This window comes from Heyndrickxia sp. FSL W8-0423 (genome assembly GCF_038009395.1).
In the GTDB taxonomy this organism is placed as follows: Bacteria; Bacillota; Bacilli; order Bacillales; family Bacillaceae_C; genus Heyndrickxia; species Heyndrickxia sporothermodurans.
Window position 1 is genome coordinate 89,285 of record NZ_JBBPBE010000001.1, and the last position, 15,256, is coordinate 104,540.

Here is a 15,256-nt window from a genome sequence, read left to right on the forward strand (position 1 = left end):
AATATTCAAAATGGCGAATAATAATACAGGAAAATGTATAAATGGTGTCAGGCACTATGTATTATATTGAACATTTCCTCGCATTCCTAAAAAGGATGTTAAAAAATTTGTCGAAGGATAAAACTGGAATCCGCTTGAATAGTTGCTTATGATATTAATAGTATGATAGTCCTACAAAAAAGGGGAGATAATATGGGGAAAAAGACGGTTTTGTCACTTTTAAGCGCAGGGATATTGGCATTCTCATTATCCGTAAGTTCTGTGCATGCGGAAACAAAAACAAATCAATTTGAATTAACAAAGAAAGCCCTGAATCAACAAGGACAGTTACTTCAAAAAAGGAGTCCTTATAAGTTACATACATTAGAAGCATATTCAAAACAAATTCACGCTTTTAAAAAATTGCAATCTTATAAACTTCCGAGAATCAGCCGTACTTTGAATAGTTATAATAGTAATGACAATTCTTTATTTGAACAAGAGCCAAATGATGATTTTCCTTCAGCAAATAAGTTGCCTTATGATAACTTGATGGTTGGTCAATTACTTCCATTATACGATGTCGATTTGTACAAAGTTAAAGTTGAAAAGGGAACATTATTAGTCGCTGGGCTAACCAATTCATATGCTATTGATTTGGTATTTGGTGCACTTGAAAAAGACTTTAAGGATCATGGCTACTTAGAATACTTAGGCAACGACTATGATCCTTCAACAGGCGTATTAATTCATGTCTACGATGTGAAAAAGGCCGGAACCTATTATATTGTTGCTTTAGATGGTGATGATGAATATGATATTGATGATAATTCTGTAGAGGATCTATATGGACTAATGGCTACCTATGTCGATACCGTTGCTCCATCTAGACCTATTGTCAATAATGTGACAAATAAATCGAAAACAGTTACAGGTAAAGCCGAAGCTAACTCTGCAGTCACTGTAAAAAGTGGAAAAAAAGTTCTTGGTTCTAGCAAAGCCTCTTCGAAAGGCGAATTTTCTGTTAAGATCAGTGCTCAAAAAGCTGGAACGAAACTAACCGTTTCTGCTAAAGACAAGGCTGGAAATGTTAGCGCCGGAGCATCCGTCACAGTAAAAGATGCTATTCCACCTGCGAAACCAACTGTAAATAAAATCACCAATAAATCAAAGGTGGTAACTGGTAAAGCCGAAGCCAACGTAACCGTCACGGTCAAAAATGGAAGCAAGGTTCTTGGTTCCGCCAAAGCCTCCTCAAAAGGCTCATTTTCTGTTAAAATCAAAGCTCAAAAAGCAGGATCAAAATTAACTATTTCCGCTAAAGACAAGGCTGGAAATGTTAGCGCCGGAGCATCCGTCACAGTGAAAGATGTTATTCCACCCGCGAAGCCAACAGTAAATAGAGTCACCAATAAATCGAAGGTGGTAACTGGTAAAGCCGAAGCTAACTCAACCGCCATGGTCAAAAAAGGAAGCAAGGTTCTTGGTTCTGCTAAAGCTTCCTCAAAAGGAACATTCTCTGTTAAAATCAAAGCTCAAAAGGCTGGAACAAAACTAACCATTACCGCAAAAGATAAAGCTGGAAACGTTAGCGCAAAAGTAGTAAAAAAAGTAGTAAAATACTGAACATCTAATTAAAATCAACGAGAAGTGTCAGGCACCAAATATTCAAATTCTCAAATATTTATTCAAGAAAATGCATAAACGGTGCCTGACACCATTTATGCATTTTTTTGATGGTTTTATCGAGAAGGGTTGAATTTTCACTTCTTTTGCCGAAGTTTTTCTTGTTTTGTCAAAGCCGGAGGATTTTGGAATGGCGGCATCGAATATTGAGAGAAAAGGAGGGAATAGTTTTGAATACGACAGGTGTTGCAAATTTATTAGGTGTTTCGAAGAGTACGGTTCAACGCTGGATTAAACAGCTTGACCTTGATATGAGTCGCAATGATCTTGGGCATTTTGATTTTACTGAAGAGGAAATTTCTATGTTGAAACAGATTCAAGAACAGGTTCAAAAAGGAATCCTTCTCCAAGATGTAGTACTCCCACCCAAAAAGACACGTAAAGGAAAAGCAGTCCATACCGTACAAAATCCAGAAATGGAAACGATAATTGAAAAAATAAATGACCTAGATAGAAGAGTAAACGAAAAAGCAGATAATGTTGTTTCATATCAGCTTCTCTCCCATCGAAGAGAACTCGAGGAATTAGAAAATCAAGTGGTTCAACTCAATAAACGGATTGAGCTTTTAGAAAAAAAATTATCAGAAGTCAATCAAACGAATGCTCCCGCCAAGCTCACTAACCTTAATCAAATCCATGAAAAAAGAAAAGGAAAAAAGAAAAATATTTTCATGATGTTGTTTGGCTTTTAGCACCTATGGTGTTCTTTTTTTTGTCTTTTGTAAGGATTTAGAGGACAACTTAAACTCAATCGAGCATTGAAACTTTTTTCCCTTCTATTCGTATTAGGAATAAAAGGTGGGAGAAAAATGGAGAAATCATATTTAATTGCAGCAAATATTATCGGGATCTTATTTTTACTCTATGTTTTTATTCGTGCAATCAGAATTTCTCTTTCAATGAGACGATGTAAACCGATTCATAAAAAAGCATTTAGGACAAAAGGAAAGAACTTGGAAAGCCGTATTTTCGGAATGATAGTAGCAATCATTCTTATCATATATATCTTCTCCTTATTCTATTTCGAACCAAAGAACCTTCTTATTTTGTACATGTGTATTCCTCTTAGTGTGGTCATGTATCAACCTTTATTTCGCCAAGCAAAAATTGGAGAAAATGGAATCTGCCTTTCCACTAAAATAATTCCTTGAAAAGAAATTGAAACCTATCAACTAGAATGGTCCGAGCTAAAAGATCCCTTTTATCCAGATGGTTGCTTAACGATAACAACCTTAACGAAAGAAACATACTTATTGTTGATTGAAAAAGAAAGTGGAAAAAGTATTAATACATTTTTGAACAAACTCCTAATGACTCGCATTTAAAAAAGGAGGCCGTCATTAAAAGACAGCCTCTTATCTTTCCACATATAAGAATCTACAATTCGGCTGCAGAACGATTTTCCTTTTCCAAGGTTCGCCCGATTTCCCCTTTCACCCTCTGTTCATTTTTATCAACTATCGCGGCCCCTACTATGTCACCTGTCACATTGCACATCGTAAAGACCATGTCGGTAATGACATTTACTCCGGCTGTAAGTCCGACAATTTCAATCGGAAGCCCTGCTTGAGTGAAGACGATGGACATCCCAATTAATCCCGCACCCGGTACTCCCGCGGTTCCCACCGCAGCCAGTGTTCCAGTTAAGATAATTCCGATAATTGCCCCAACGCTTAAATCATAACCGACGATTTCCGCAGCAAGCACTACCCCTACACCAAAATGAATAGCTGATCCATTCATGTTTACCGTCGCACCAATTGGTAAGGTAAAATTAGCTACCCTATCACTAATTCCTGCTTTTAATGCACATTTAATCGTAACTGGAAGCGTACCTAGACTGCTGCATGTAACAAAAGCAGTCATTATTGCTTCCCGCGTATGAAGGAAAAATTTAATAATAGGTACCTTAAATAAAAATAAAATAAGAGGGAACACGATTAGCATTTGAATGGCCACACCAAGATATGATGCCCCTACATATTTAGCAAGAGATTGTAATGTATCCATTCCTTGATTTCCTATGGATGTCGCTGTAATTCCAAGGACCCCGATAGGAGCATATTGTAAAATCCCATTTAAGATTCGAAATGTTACTTCACTGCCTGCCTCAGTAAACTTCATTAACAAGTTACCCCATTCATTCATTTTCGGATCTTTTGAATGGCGAATAAATGAAATGGAAAATCCGATAATAAGTGCTACGAATACAATACTTAAAATATCACCCTTTGCCATAGAATCAATAATATTGGAAGGGACAATTTGAAGAATAATATCAATGATAGATGGTGCCTCTGGTACCTCCATTGTTGCGTTTTTCGGCATTTGAAGCCCAAGGCCTGGGTTGATTAATTTCGCAATAACTAATCCAAGCCCTACAGCAATTGCTGTGGAAATAAGATAATAAGGAAATATTTTACCGCCAATGCGTCCTAATTCTTTCGGACTTGAATTATTGACAGAAACAATTAATGTAAGAAAAATTAAAGGAACGACAATCATTTTAAGAAGCCTTAAAAATAAATCTCCAAATGGCGATAACACATCTGCGGAAGGTCCAAAAATAGCGCCGATGATAATTCCTAATAGGAATCCAACCGTAATTTTTAAAATAAAAGATTTACGAGCATACCATCTCCAAATAGCCAATTTGAAATTCCCCCTTATTTGATTTTACAAAAATTTAAACGCTTACATTTTCCCTATAATGATTCATAAGCCACTTCTCCACCAATAATGGTCTTTTCAATCTTTGTTGTTAGTAATTCATCAGGATGTTCAAGCTCAAAAATATTCGTAGAGTAGACGGTCATATCAGCAAATTTCCCTCTCGTTATCGTTCCCTTTACATGTTCCTCGTTTGTCGCAAATGCCCCACCTATCGTAAATAGCTTGACAGCTTCTTCCATCGCTAATTTTTCGGATGGGTTCCAGCCATTATGATCTTGGCCGGGTGCTTTACGTGTCACTGCAGCATGTATTCCTAGGAGCGGATCGATTGGTTCAACGGGGGCATCAGAGCCACCTGCACACTTCACCCCAGCAGATAATAAGGTCTTCCAAGCATAGGATCGCTTAATGCGTGATTCTCCTAATCTATCTTGAACCCATGGGAAATCTCCAACGATAAATCTCGGCTGAATATCTACTATTCTACTCGGTGATACGAGACGAGGAATGAGCTCGTCACGAAGGACTTGCACATGAATCAATCGGTCGCGGTAAGCCACTGATGGAAATTGGTCCAATATATCTAGCACATTTTCAAGTGCCTGATCACCAATCGTATGGACAGCAATTGGCATCGAAAGCATTCTGGCATCATGAACGATCGAATACAATGTCTCCTGGTCCATCATGGCATCGCCTACTGTTGTTGGATCATCGTGGTAAGGACTGGATAAAAGGGCTGTTCGACGCCCTAATGCTCCATCTGCAAAAATTTTAATCGCACCGATTTGCAAATGATCATTTCCGTAGCCTGCATACATTCCGTTTTCTCTGAGATCCTTCATATACATATAATCAATTAATAGATTGCATCTTAGTCCCAACTTTTCTTGATTAATTAATTCATCATAAATTTGATACGTTTGATACAATCCATTCAAGAAAGTCGGATCATTCGTATGGGCACTCGTTAACCCTTTTTCCATCGCAAATTGGACGGCTTGACGTACGGCATTTTTTAATTCGGGGTATGATTTTTCGGGGATATATTTTTGAAAAATTTCTGTAGCTGATTCTAATAGTAATCCGGTTGGATTCCCTCTTTCATCTTTCACGATTGTCCCACCCTCCGGCACTGTTATGGAAGGATGATACTGGCATATCTCTAAGGCTTTACTGTTCACTAAGGCGGCATGTCCACAAATTCTCGGGATAAAAAGCGGGCAATGAGGGGCGACATGATCTAGCTCCTGAAGCGTTGGGATTGTCGCGTCCGTAAATAGATTTTCATCCCAGCCACGTCCAATAAGCCATTCACCTGATTTAAGGGAGTTTGCTCTTTCTTTGATTTTCGCTAGCATTGCTTTTTTAGAGTTGACCCCCGTCACATCCAAATTCAAAAAGTTCAAAGCCACGCCACCGATATGGACATGGCTTTCAATCAATCCGGGTGTTGCCGTTTTTCCTTGTAAATCGATGACCAGTGCATCCTGTCTTCCCCATTGTAAGAGCATATCTTCCGTCGTCCCCATATCAATAAATCTCCCATTGTCAACGACAACAGACTGAACGATTGGATACATCTTATCGAATGTATAGATAGAACCATTCGTATAAATTTTCACCATTATTACATCTCTCCTTTCAATAATATTAATTAATCCCCGTTATTTATTGAATATTCGCTTTAGATAAAATTTTCTCCTTTCATAAAACAAAATAAAAATATTTCGGGACATCAGAATCGATCCATTGCCCCATTCTTACTTCGATTCGTTTTATGCTTTTCAAAATCCCACTGGGATAAAAATTTCTTAGCCGCTTCATACCCTGATTGATAAAGAAAGGCTGTTTCTTTCTCAGTTAGCTTAAAATCCGTTGTATTAATCGTTCCTGTTGGAATTTGAATCGTTCGCTCAAGTGTTTCTGCACTCATATATCTTAAATCATGGGCTTGGAGCATCGTTTTAAAAATATTTTTGAATAAATGGATAGGTGTAGGGATGACAGGATTAATCGTTACTTCATCTTTCACAAAGTAAAATCCGAATGTTGGAAAACGTGGGTTTGGTACATCGAAAAGCCAAATTGGGAAATTGCTCAGCAAGCCACCATCTAAAATATAGGATTTTTGCTGATCTTTTGATTTCCATTTAACTGGACGGAAGAAAAAGGGCAGTGAGGCACTCATTTTAACTGCTGTTGATACTTTTAATTCTGCAGGGGTGATATGGTAGCGATGTAAATCATCAGGTAAAATGAGGATTCGTCCATTTGTTACATCTGATGCAATAATCTTCAATTTTCCTTCTGGAAGATCAGCAAAAGTTCGTATGCCTTTTTTTAAAAGGAGTTCATCTAACCATGTTTCTAAATAATCAATTTTGTAAATGCCAAGATGAATAATGAGCTCTAATAAACTGCCAGCAAGCGGAATCCGATTGAGAATGGTCTTTCCTCGTAAAGTTGAAAAATCTAATTCACTCATTACGGTTTTAATTTCACTACTGTTATAGCCACTCGCTAAAAGCGCAGCTACAACCGCTCCCGCTGATGTACCGGCTAACCTTTGCCATTCCACATGTGCCTCTTCCATCGCTTGGATAGCACCGGCAAAAGCAATCCCTCTGACACCGCCACCTTCAAAAACAGCATCTGCCCGCATACCATTCCACCTCTTTACTAATTATTTAAAAACCAATCCTTCCTTTACTTTATTCAAGAATTCTTTCATAAACCCTTTCTTTTTCCAACATTTCTTCTCACATAAGAAAAAGGGTGTCTCGAAACGATAGAGACATCCCTTTTACCTATATAAGAAATAATATGATCTTAATCTCTAATTTCTTGACCCGCCATATTAATAAATACAGCTGGTTCTTTTCTCGTCTTTGCAACAATCAGACCAATGATAGACCCGACTATGCCAGTAATGATCCAGCCCGCGCCATTTTCGAATAATGGAATAAATTCGAAAATGTTATTGATCGTATTTGGTGACACATTGGCATCCTTTAGTGCGTCCAGAATCGCAACAACTCCGACACCAATTATTGTACCAATATAGACTGACCGTTGACCTTTAAATAAATTGTTTGTGAATATTAATGCAATAAGCGCAATCGCTAAAGGATAAAGCAATAGCAAAATTGGTGAAGCAAATGACAAAATCGTATTCAATCCAAAATTTGTAATAGTCAGACTTAGAATTGAAAACAAGATTAACCACTTTTTATACGAAATTGAAGGAAAAATACGATTAAAATACTCAGAAACAGCTGCAAGACAGGCGACATTTGTCGTTATCCCTGTTAAGAAAATAACTATTCCAATAATATAAATCCCCATCTGTCCAAGAAGTGCCTTTGCACTTTGAGCCAATACTTCTCCACCATTATCCTTGTAACCTATCGCTTCTACACTTGACGCACCAATCCATGCCATTGAGATTTGTAAAATAATTAATCCAATAATCGTAATCAATCCAGCTTTAATAAATAATTTTGAAACCTCTTTCTCGGATTTAATTCCTAAAGTACTAATTGATTTAATAAATATTCCACCAAAAACAAAGGCTGCTAAAACATCCATTGTATAATAGCCTTGTGTAAATCCTTTTAGAAAAATTCCTGTCAAATAATTTTTCTGCGGCTCACCGATACTTCCCATTGGGGTAATAATTGATTTCAAAATTAATATTAAAAGGAGAATTCCAAAAATAGGTGTGATCAACTTACCTAAGCGATCCACAAATTTCGTCGTATTCCAGGAAAGGAATATCGTTAAAATGATAAATAATGCTGAGAAAACGAATAAATAAAGGCTTGTATTTATCTTATCGTTAACTAAAGGATTAATGGCAATTTCATAAACTACGGAAGTCGTTCGCGGAATAACATAAATAGGACCTAATGTTAAGAAAAGCAAAACTGAGAAAATCGTAGCGAACAACGGGTGTACTCTTCCAGCAAGTTTTTCTACTGTACCTCCACCACGTGTTAATGCAATAATAGCCAATAATACTAAACCAACACCTGTAATTAAAAAGCCGCTCATTGCAATCCATGTATTCGTTCCCGCCTGCTGGCCTACCATTGGAGCGAAAATTACATTTCCCGCTCCTAAAAACATCGCAAACAGCATAAACCCAATAGCAAGGACCTGTGAAAATGGTAACGTTTTCTTCATTCTTTCTCCCCCTTGTTTTCATCACTTTCCTGTACTTCTTGTAAAAAAAGGTTAATGCATGTGATAGGAATGAACATTTATCTACCTATCACATGATGTTTAGGTTCCTATTTTTAACCTTGTTTATCTTTATTTCGCTTACTCATTCTTCCTAATAAAAAAGCCCCTGCTCCGATTCCAATCATAGTGTTCGTTTTTTTATTAAATGCCTGTTTCACTACTAGATTAAGGTTTTGCGGACGCTCTGCCAATCGACGCATAAAATACCCATACCAATCGCTACCAAACGGGACATATGTACAAAAATTATATCCTTCTTTTGCTAATTCAAGCTGCAAATCCCTTCGAAATCCATAAAGCATTTGAAATTCAAATTTTTCTGTAGATATATTATTTTTCTTAACAAAGCTTTTGACATGATTGATAACACGATGATCATGTGTGGCAATTGATGTGAATTTCCCATTCAGCAAGTGATACTCAATCAATTGAATAAAGTTTTGATCAATATCCTTTTTGTCTTGATATGCCAAGTTTTCAGGCTCCTTGTATGCCCCTTTGACAATTCTTAAACGATAGTTTTTATATTTTTTAATAGTTTCTTCCGATTGATAGAAATACGCTTGAATGACCGTACCGATATTATCGTATTCTCTTGAAAGTTCATCAATTAAATCAAATGAAGGCTCAAGATGTCCGTAGTCTTCCATATCGAAATTAATAAAAATATTATGTTTATGCGCTTTTGCTACAATTTCTCTTAAATTGTCGGAACAAAATCCATAGTCAATATCCAGTCCCAATTGGGTTGGTTTCAATGATATATGCGCATCGACTTGATTTTTATGGATAGCTTCAATTACTTGAAGGATTTGATCTCTTGCCAGAATCGCTTCTTCTTTTTCAAAGACAAACTCACCTAAATTATCGATTGTGGCAGAAATGCCGTAGCGATTCAATTCCTTTACACTTTCAATCATTTCATGAATATTCGTTCCAGCTACGACAGATTGCGCTCCAAGTTTCAATCCCCAACGTTTTGCACCACTATTAAGTACCTTGTTTTGTGATAATAGAATAAAAAAATCTTTTGTTAAACCCATTATAATTCCCCCTGATTATTTTAATAAAAAGCCTTCCGTGTAAGGATCTGTGTCATCTAGCAAAAATTTATGTATTCCAGTAATCCATGCAGATCCAGTAATTTTCGGAATAATCGCTTCATAATTTGCCACCTGTGTATAATCGACTACAGTACCTTTAAAAGTAGAATTGATAATACTTTCTTGAATAATTTGTTGTCCGGGTGTGAGGTTCAATGTTGATAATTTGGCACATGTCCCTGTTCCGCAAGGGGAGCGATCAATTTGCCCATCTCCAAAAACAACCGTATTTCGGTAATGATTGTCGGATATAGGTAAGCTAAACTCCACAAGATCAATCGTATTGATTTCCGGGATTTCAGGATGTTGAATCGATAACTGCTCATTAGCGGCTTTTCGTATAGCTACACCAAGGTTGGCAATACGCTCTTGTTCATCGATTGTTAACCTTAAATCAAACTGATTTGCATCCACAATAGCAAAGAAACTTCCACCAAATGCGATATCCATCTTTACAGAACCAATATCATCAACTAAAACGGTTACATCTTTATTTAGCTGAAAAGCTGGAACATTAATAAAGGAAACCTCTTCAACTTTTTCATTTTTATAGGTGACATGGCATTCTACCATGCCAGAAGGTGTGTCTAGTAACACTCGATTTTTTTTATCAATAAGACCATTATTAATAGCTAGAGTTACAGAAGCAATCGTTCCATGTCCACACATATTTAAGTAACCACCGCTATCCATAAACAGGACCCCAAGATCACACTCGGGATGACATGGTTGAGTAATGATGGCACCAAACATATTTAAATGACCACGGGGCTCATGCATAAGCAGTTTCCGAATCGAATCCATTTTTGATTGCATATATTTCTTTTTTTCCATCATCGTGTTTCCCCGAATTTCAGGAATACCTTCAATGACAATTCTTGCTGCTTCCCCCATCGTATGTGCATCAATTGTATGAATAAAATTTTCATGCGTAATCATAGAAGTTATGATTCCTCCCATTATTTTAATCTATCTATCTAATTACTCATGCAAGTTTTGTGCCAATTTCAAAAACTCTATTATTTCGATAAATTGTAATTATTTTTTATTTACGTATAATAAAAAGTGATAATTTAATTTACACTTTTGTAAAGTGTATATTTACAATTAAAATTAATTTTTATAAGGGGGTTTTTATGATAGAAGATATCTTAAAGGAGCATGCTATGTTTTATTTGCAAACACTGACCGAAACTAGTTCTAATGCAATTGCAATTATCAATGCCTCTGAAGAAGTACAATTTTGGAATACACATGCAGAACACATTTACGGAATTCCGCTTAATAAAATTCAAGGGGAAAAAATTAGTCATTTTTTTAATAAAGAGGATTTAAAATTATTAGAAATACTAGAAACGAAGAAGCCCGTTTTCAATGTGTACCATCAACCTCGTCCAGACAAACATGTGCTAATTAGTGCATCACCGATATTTGACCAAAATGATCAGTTAATCGGTGCCATTTCGATTGATCAGGATATTACGAACATCGTGAAGTTAAATGAAAAACTAACCGTAACAACCTCACAATTGCAAAAAATGAAGCAACAATTTCATTGGCAAGAACAAAAAGAACCTTTGTCAGAAATAAAAGGAAATAGTCCCGCTATCCAAAAAGCGAAAAATTTAGCCCTTAAAGTGGCTAAGACAGATGCAACTGTATTAATTGAAGGAGAAAGCGGTGTTGGAAAGGAATTGTTCGCTCAAGGGATTCATGAAGTAAGCGAAAGAAAAACTCAACCGTTCATCCCGATAAACTGCGGGGCAATCCCAGAAGCGTTGTTTGAAAGTGAATTTTTCGGTTATGAAAAAGGCGCCTTTACAGGTGCGGATAAAAACGGCAAAGCAGGAAAAGTGGAAATGGCAGATGGGGGAACGCTTTTCCTGGATGAAGTTGGTATGTTACCGTTGGATATGCAGGTAAAATTATTAAGAGTGCTCCAAGAAAGAGAAGTCCTACGAATTGGTGGGAATATTTCAAAAAGAGTAAATATTCGAATTATAGCTGCCACAAATAGCAATATGGCTGAAATGGTAAAGAACGGCGATTTCCGTGAAGATTTATATTATCGTTTAAATGTTGTTTCATTACACATCCCCCCTCTTCGAGAAAGGGCATTAGACATCCCTATTTTGATGAATCATTTTACTCAAGAATATGCGTCAAAATATCATAAAACGCTACCCAACTTGTTGCCTAACGCAATGGACTTATTTACAACTTACATGTGGCCGGGAAATATTAGAGAATTGCGCAATATCGTGGAACGAATGATGATATTTAACGATAAATCGAACATCCATGCGGAGGATCTTGTCGATATCTTTCCCCCTACAACAAATGTAAAGATTAAGAAATTAGGACTTGCCCAAGAAAAAGCCGAATTAGAAAAAGAAAGAATAAAACAAATACTCGTTGAAACATATGGAAACAAAACCGCCGCAGCCAAAAAACTTGGTATTTCGAGAGTGAGCCTCTATAAGAAAATGAAGGAATATCTACTCCTATAATCGGGACATCGACCCAGTCCATTGTCCCTCCCCGCTGTTTTCCCCCCTATAATTACTTCCCATTTTACATAATAGGAACAAAATAAACATTACCTTCATATCCATTGCTATTTACAGGATTGATGAGTTCACTTTCTTTCCCTGCTCAATCCACTGGGAACCAACTAATTTGGATTGATAGATTTGCGAACAATGATGAAAATAAAGGCGCAGGATGTTTCTCAGATTCAACTTTATTTAATGAATCCACAATCGCTACCCAATCAGATGGAAGTTTCATCATGCCATAGGTTTTGTCTTGGCGAAGGATTCCTTTCATTAATTAACTTACGGTTCATACCTCCCCTTAGAAGCAAAATTCAACTAAAATTAACCCCCTACAAAAAGGGGGTCCAATTAATTAAGCTGTCTTTCGCTTCTCCGAATGAGCGGACGTCCTAACGCTTGGTGTAAAGAGGCAAAATACTAATGAGAGTACTAGCCCTGCCATCATGAAACCACCGAAAACCCAAGGGGATGGTCCATACGATTCAGCCATAGTTGTCCAAAGCATTGGACCGAATCCAACAATTGCGGCAGCCACTTGATAACCGACGGATAAACCCGTGTAGCGAACCTTTGCTGGGAAAAGCTCCGAGAATAGTGTTCCCTGTGTAGCAAATATCGCTCCCCAGACAACGCCGAGCACAACTACCTCCATGATGTAAAGCCAAGCACTTCCTTTATTGATCATTGAAAAATAAGGTACCGCCAAAAGGAACATTAAGATCAATCCACCAACATAGATGACCTTTCTTCCGATAAAGTCTGATAAATATCCAACAATCGGGATGGTTAACAGCATCGTCGCACATCCAACGGTTAAGGCACCAAGGGCAGTTTCACGGGAGTATCCTAAATAAGTAGTAGCATAAACCAAAATAAATGACATAATAAATACATTAAAATAGCCGTCCCCAATTTTTAGCCCGATTGCCCGTACGACATTTCTCCAGTCATGACGAAAGGTTTCGATGATCGGCACCCTTGCAATATCGCCGCTATCTTTTTGTTGTTGAAAGTCTGGAGTTTCTTCAATTCCTTTTCTAATCCAAATTGCAATGACAATTAACACTCCACTTAATAGAAATGGGATTCTCCATCCCCATGCAATGAACTGACTATCGGTAGTCAGGTAGTTTATAATGGTAAGACTAAATGAACCTGCAACTAATCCGATCGGAACCCCTAATTGAGGGATTGATCCATACAGTCCACGTACACCTTTATGAGCATATTCTGTTGCTAATAGAATAGCGCCTCCCCATTCACCACCTAAGGCAATTCCTTGGATTAGCCTCAAAATAACTAGTAAAATCGGACCTATTAATCCGACTTGTTCGTAAGTTGGAAGAACGCCGATAAGCATTGAACTCCCGCCCATACCAACAAGGGTAAAAATAAGCGCAGCCTTTCTTCCGATGCGATCGCCTAAATGACCGAACAATATGCTGCCAATTGGTCGTGCTGCGTAACCTGCACCGAATGTAACAAATGCGAGAAGTAGCGAAATAGCGGGATCATGATTCGGAAAAAACAAACTTGTAAAAACTAATCCGGTTGCTGTTCCGTATAAATAAAAATCATACCATTCAATTACTGAACCAACTAAGCTTGCGAGTAGTACCCGACTTTTTTTCATCTAACATTCTCCCCCTTACCCACTGTCGTAAAATGTTAAAAAAAGTGGAAATAAATACATTTATCAATCCTTTTCTAAACGACCCGTAAGCCACCTCCCGTCCTCTAGTTTCACTATGTAAAACTCTAGTTACATATTTCAAAGTGATTATAATTTATGCATCGATAGTTTTCAATATTTTTATAATTATCCGTATAATTTTAATATTTGATAAAATCCCAATAAAAAAATGGCTGCCTTTTAGAAGACAGCCTTTACTGTAATTTCAAAAATTTATTCCATTTTTTCTTCATTCCTCATCTTTAATATACCTTCAATCACAGCAATATGAAAGGCAGCCCACGCCTTTTCACGATAATGGAGAAGGACACAAACGACTAGAATGAGGAGATATACTGCCCCAAAAATTGCCCATAACACACTTCCTTCTTTGAAAAGAAACTTCTGTAATTGGGTTGAGAAGAGAAACAAAAGCCATGGAATGGAGGAGACAAATAGTGGAATGATACCTGAGGCATTTCTCTCTTTAATCATTCGATAATAAATTAACGTTAATGTTTCGGTATCAATCGAATTATAGAAGTCTTTAATTTCTTTAATTTCAGTAAGAAAATGGGCACGCTCTAAACCTTTCCGTTTTAATTGAAGATAAACCTTATGTGCATCTCCACGTAATGAAAACATTTTTTCCCTCCCTAAAAAAACCCCCATCCCTCATTCATTTCCAATTTCTATTTCAATTATTCTTGCAAAAAATGAGCCGTTTAAAGGCTAAGTGTTAGATGCCATACCTCAATAAGGTTTTATCTTAATAAAACAAAAAAATGGGAGATTTAAGCTTTGCTTATCTCCCATTTTTACTCAACAATTACATTTTGGGAGATTAACACCTTATATATCTCCCATTTTTACTTAAATCTGATATTTTTGTAGATTTAACCCTTACTTTTCTCTCATAATTACTTATTCATTACATTTTGGGAGATTAACACCCTAAATTTCCCCCATAATTCCACTACCCGATCATTTTCGTAGATATACACCGACTAATCTGCACTATATCTAACCTACCCTTTCGCCCAAATATACGCGCCATTGTCTACGTCAACTAATTGGAGCGTATCATCGATTTGAATGTCATCCAATGTTCGTCCGGTAATCCGTTCCCCGGTTGGGAGATCGACTAAGACGACGTAATAAGGGGTTAAGTGTTTAAATTCAACGGATGAGACATTAATTTTTGTGAAGGAATATACTTTTCCCTCGCCTTCCAGTTCTTTCGTTGTGAAATTAGTTGATTTGCAGGCTGGGCAAATCAATCGTTTGGGTACACTCGTTTTTCCACATGATTCACAAACATAGATTGATAGTTTCAT

14 protein-coding genes are annotated in these 15,256 nt (G+C 37.0%); 4 read left to right on the forward strand and 10 right to left on the reverse strand.

The window, feature by feature from the left end; all coding sequences use genetic code 11:
* The first annotated feature begins 192 nt into the window (after positions 1-192).
* The 3 genes from MKY81_RS00420 (at position 193) to MKY81_RS00430 (ending at position 2,816) form a co-directional block, all read left to right on the forward strand.
* Complete coding sequence (locus tag MKY81_RS00420; RefSeq protein ID WP_341116155.1) at positions 193-1,605, forward strand: Ig-like domain-containing protein; 1,413 nt, start codon at positions 193-195, stop codon at positions 1,603-1,605.
* A 230-nt stretch (positions 1,606-1,835) separates the two neighbouring features.
* Complete coding sequence (locus tag MKY81_RS00425) at positions 1,836-2,357, forward strand: MerR family transcriptional regulator (protein WP_066228868.1); 522 nt, start codon at positions 1,836-1,838, stop codon at positions 2,355-2,357.
* 117 nt (positions 2,358-2,474) lie between these two features.
* The gene (locus MKY81_RS00430; protein WP_107920763.1) at positions 2,475-2,816 is read left to right on the forward strand and encodes a hypothetical protein; all 342 of its coding nucleotides are present in this window, start codon (positions 2,475-2,477) and stop codon (positions 2,814-2,816) included.
* 226 nt (positions 2,817-3,042) lie between these two features.
* Here the strand turns inward: MKY81_RS00430 and MKY81_RS00435 are convergent, their stop codons facing one another.
* The 6 genes from MKY81_RS00435 to MKY81_RS00460 form a co-directional block, all read right to left on the reverse strand.
* Positions 3,043-4,317: a dicarboxylate/amino acid:cation symporter gene (locus MKY81_RS00435; RefSeq protein WP_201030049.1), complete on the reverse strand. Its 1,275-nt coding sequence runs from the start codon at positions 4,315-4,317 to the stop codon at positions 3,043-3,045.
* Between the two features lie 53 nt (positions 4,318-4,370).
* Entirely contained in the window at positions 4,371-5,966 is a 1,596-nt protein-coding gene (locus tag MKY81_RS00440) for an amidohydrolase (RefSeq protein ID WP_341116160.1), read from the reverse strand.
* Positions 5,967-6,076: 110 nt separating this feature from the next.
* The gene (locus tag MKY81_RS00445; RefSeq protein ID WP_341116161.1) at positions 6,077-7,003 is read right to left on the reverse strand and encodes a patatin-like phospholipase family protein; all 927 of its coding nucleotides are present in this window, start codon (positions 7,001-7,003) and stop codon (positions 6,077-6,079) included.
* 167 nt (positions 7,004-7,170) lie between these two features.
* Positions 7,171-8,526, reverse strand: coding sequence for a branched-chain amino acid transport system II carrier protein (gene brnQ / locus MKY81_RS00450; protein ID WP_107920760.1), 1,356 nt, complete (start codon positions 8,524-8,526; stop codon positions 7,171-7,173).
* 113 nt (positions 8,527-8,639) lie between these two features.
* A complete protein-coding gene (locus tag MKY81_RS00455; protein ID WP_341116162.1) occupies positions 8,640-9,629 on the reverse strand; it encodes a proline dehydrogenase family protein in 990 nt (329 codons plus the stop codon).
* 15 nt (positions 9,630-9,644) lie between these two features.
* On the reverse strand, positions 9,645-10,628 hold the full coding sequence (locus MKY81_RS00460; protein WP_341116163.1) for a proline racemase family protein: 984 nt from the start codon (positions 10,626-10,628) through the stop codon (positions 9,645-9,647).
* Between the two features lie 197 nt (positions 10,629-10,825).
* Here MKY81_RS00460 and MKY81_RS00465 point away from each other — a divergent pair, with 197 nt between their 5' ends.
* Entirely contained in the window at positions 10,826-12,199 is a 1,374-nt protein-coding gene (locus MKY81_RS00465) for a sigma-54 interaction domain-containing protein (RefSeq protein WP_341116164.1), read from the forward strand.
* A 145-nt stretch (positions 12,200-12,344) separates the two neighbouring features.
* Here the strand turns inward: MKY81_RS00465 and MKY81_RS00470 are convergent, their stop codons facing one another.
* From MKY81_RS00470 to MKY81_RS00485, 4 genes are all read right to left on the reverse strand, one after another.
* A complete protein-coding gene (locus MKY81_RS00470) occupies positions 12,345-12,518 on the reverse strand; it encodes a hypothetical protein (RefSeq protein ID WP_341116165.1) in 174 nt (57 codons plus the stop codon).
* Positions 12,519-12,599: 81 nt separating this feature from the next.
* Positions 12,600-13,880 (reverse strand): MFS transporter, encoded by a 1,281-nt coding sequence (locus MKY81_RS00475; RefSeq protein ID WP_341116166.1) that lies wholly within the window; start codon positions 13,878-13,880, stop codon positions 12,600-12,602.
* Positions 13,881-14,153: 273 nt separating this feature from the next.
* Complete coding sequence (locus tag MKY81_RS00480; RefSeq protein ID WP_341116168.1) at positions 14,154-14,564, reverse strand: hypothetical protein; 411 nt, start codon at positions 14,562-14,564, stop codon at positions 14,154-14,156.
* 383 nt (positions 14,565-14,947) lie between these two features.
* Positions 14,948-15,256: a Zn-ribbon domain-containing OB-fold protein gene (locus MKY81_RS00485; protein ID WP_165797780.1), complete on the reverse strand. Its 309-nt coding sequence runs from the start codon at positions 15,254-15,256 to the stop codon at positions 14,948-14,950.

Excerpts from the sequence above, each read along its gene's own strand:
- MKY81_RS00420 (WP_341116155.1), top strand. The coding sequence starts at position 193 with ATGGGGAAAAAGACGGTTTTGTCACTTTTAAGCGCAGGGATATTGGCA.
- MKY81_RS00465 (WP_341116164.1), top strand. The coding sequence starts at position 10,826 with ATGATAGAAGATATCTTAAAGGAGCATGCTATGTTTTATTTGCAAACA.
- MKY81_RS00475 (WP_341116166.1), bottom strand. The coding sequence starts at position 13,880 with ATGAAAAAAAGTCGGGTACTACTCGCAAGCTTAGTTGGTTCAGTAATT.
- brnQ (WP_107920760.1), bottom strand. The coding sequence starts at position 8,526 with ATGAAGAAAACGTTACCATTTTCACAGGTCCTTGCTATTGGGTTTATG.
- MKY81_RS00485 (WP_165797780.1), bottom strand. The coding sequence starts at position 15,256 with ATGAAACTATCAATCTATGTTTGTGAATCATGTGGAAAAACGAGTGTA.
- MKY81_RS00445 (WP_341116161.1), bottom strand. The coding sequence starts at position 7,003 with ATGCGGGCAGATGCTGTTTTTGAAGGTGGCGGTGTCAGAGGGATTGCT.
- MKY81_RS00480 (WP_341116168.1), bottom strand. The coding sequence starts at position 14,564 with ATGTTTTCATTACGTGGAGATGCACATAAGGTTTATCTTCAATTAAAA.
- MKY81_RS00470 (WP_341116165.1), bottom strand. The coding sequence starts at position 12,518 with ATGAAAGGAATCCTTCGCCAAGACAAAACCTATGGCATGATGAAACTT.
- MKY81_RS00460 (WP_341116163.1), bottom strand. The coding sequence starts at position 10,628 with ATGATTACGCATGAAAATTTTATTCATACAATTGATGCACATACGATG.
- MKY81_RS00455 (WP_341116162.1), bottom strand. The coding sequence starts at position 9,629 with ATGGGTTTAACAAAAGATTTTTTTATTCTATTATCACAAAACAAGGTA.
- MKY81_RS00440 (WP_341116160.1), bottom strand. The coding sequence starts at position 5,966 with ATGGTGAAAATTTATACGAATGGTTCTATCTATACATTCGATAAGATG.
- MKY81_RS00430 (WP_107920763.1), top strand. The coding sequence starts at position 2,475 with ATGGAGAAATCATATTTAATTGCAGCAAATATTATCGGGATCTTATTT.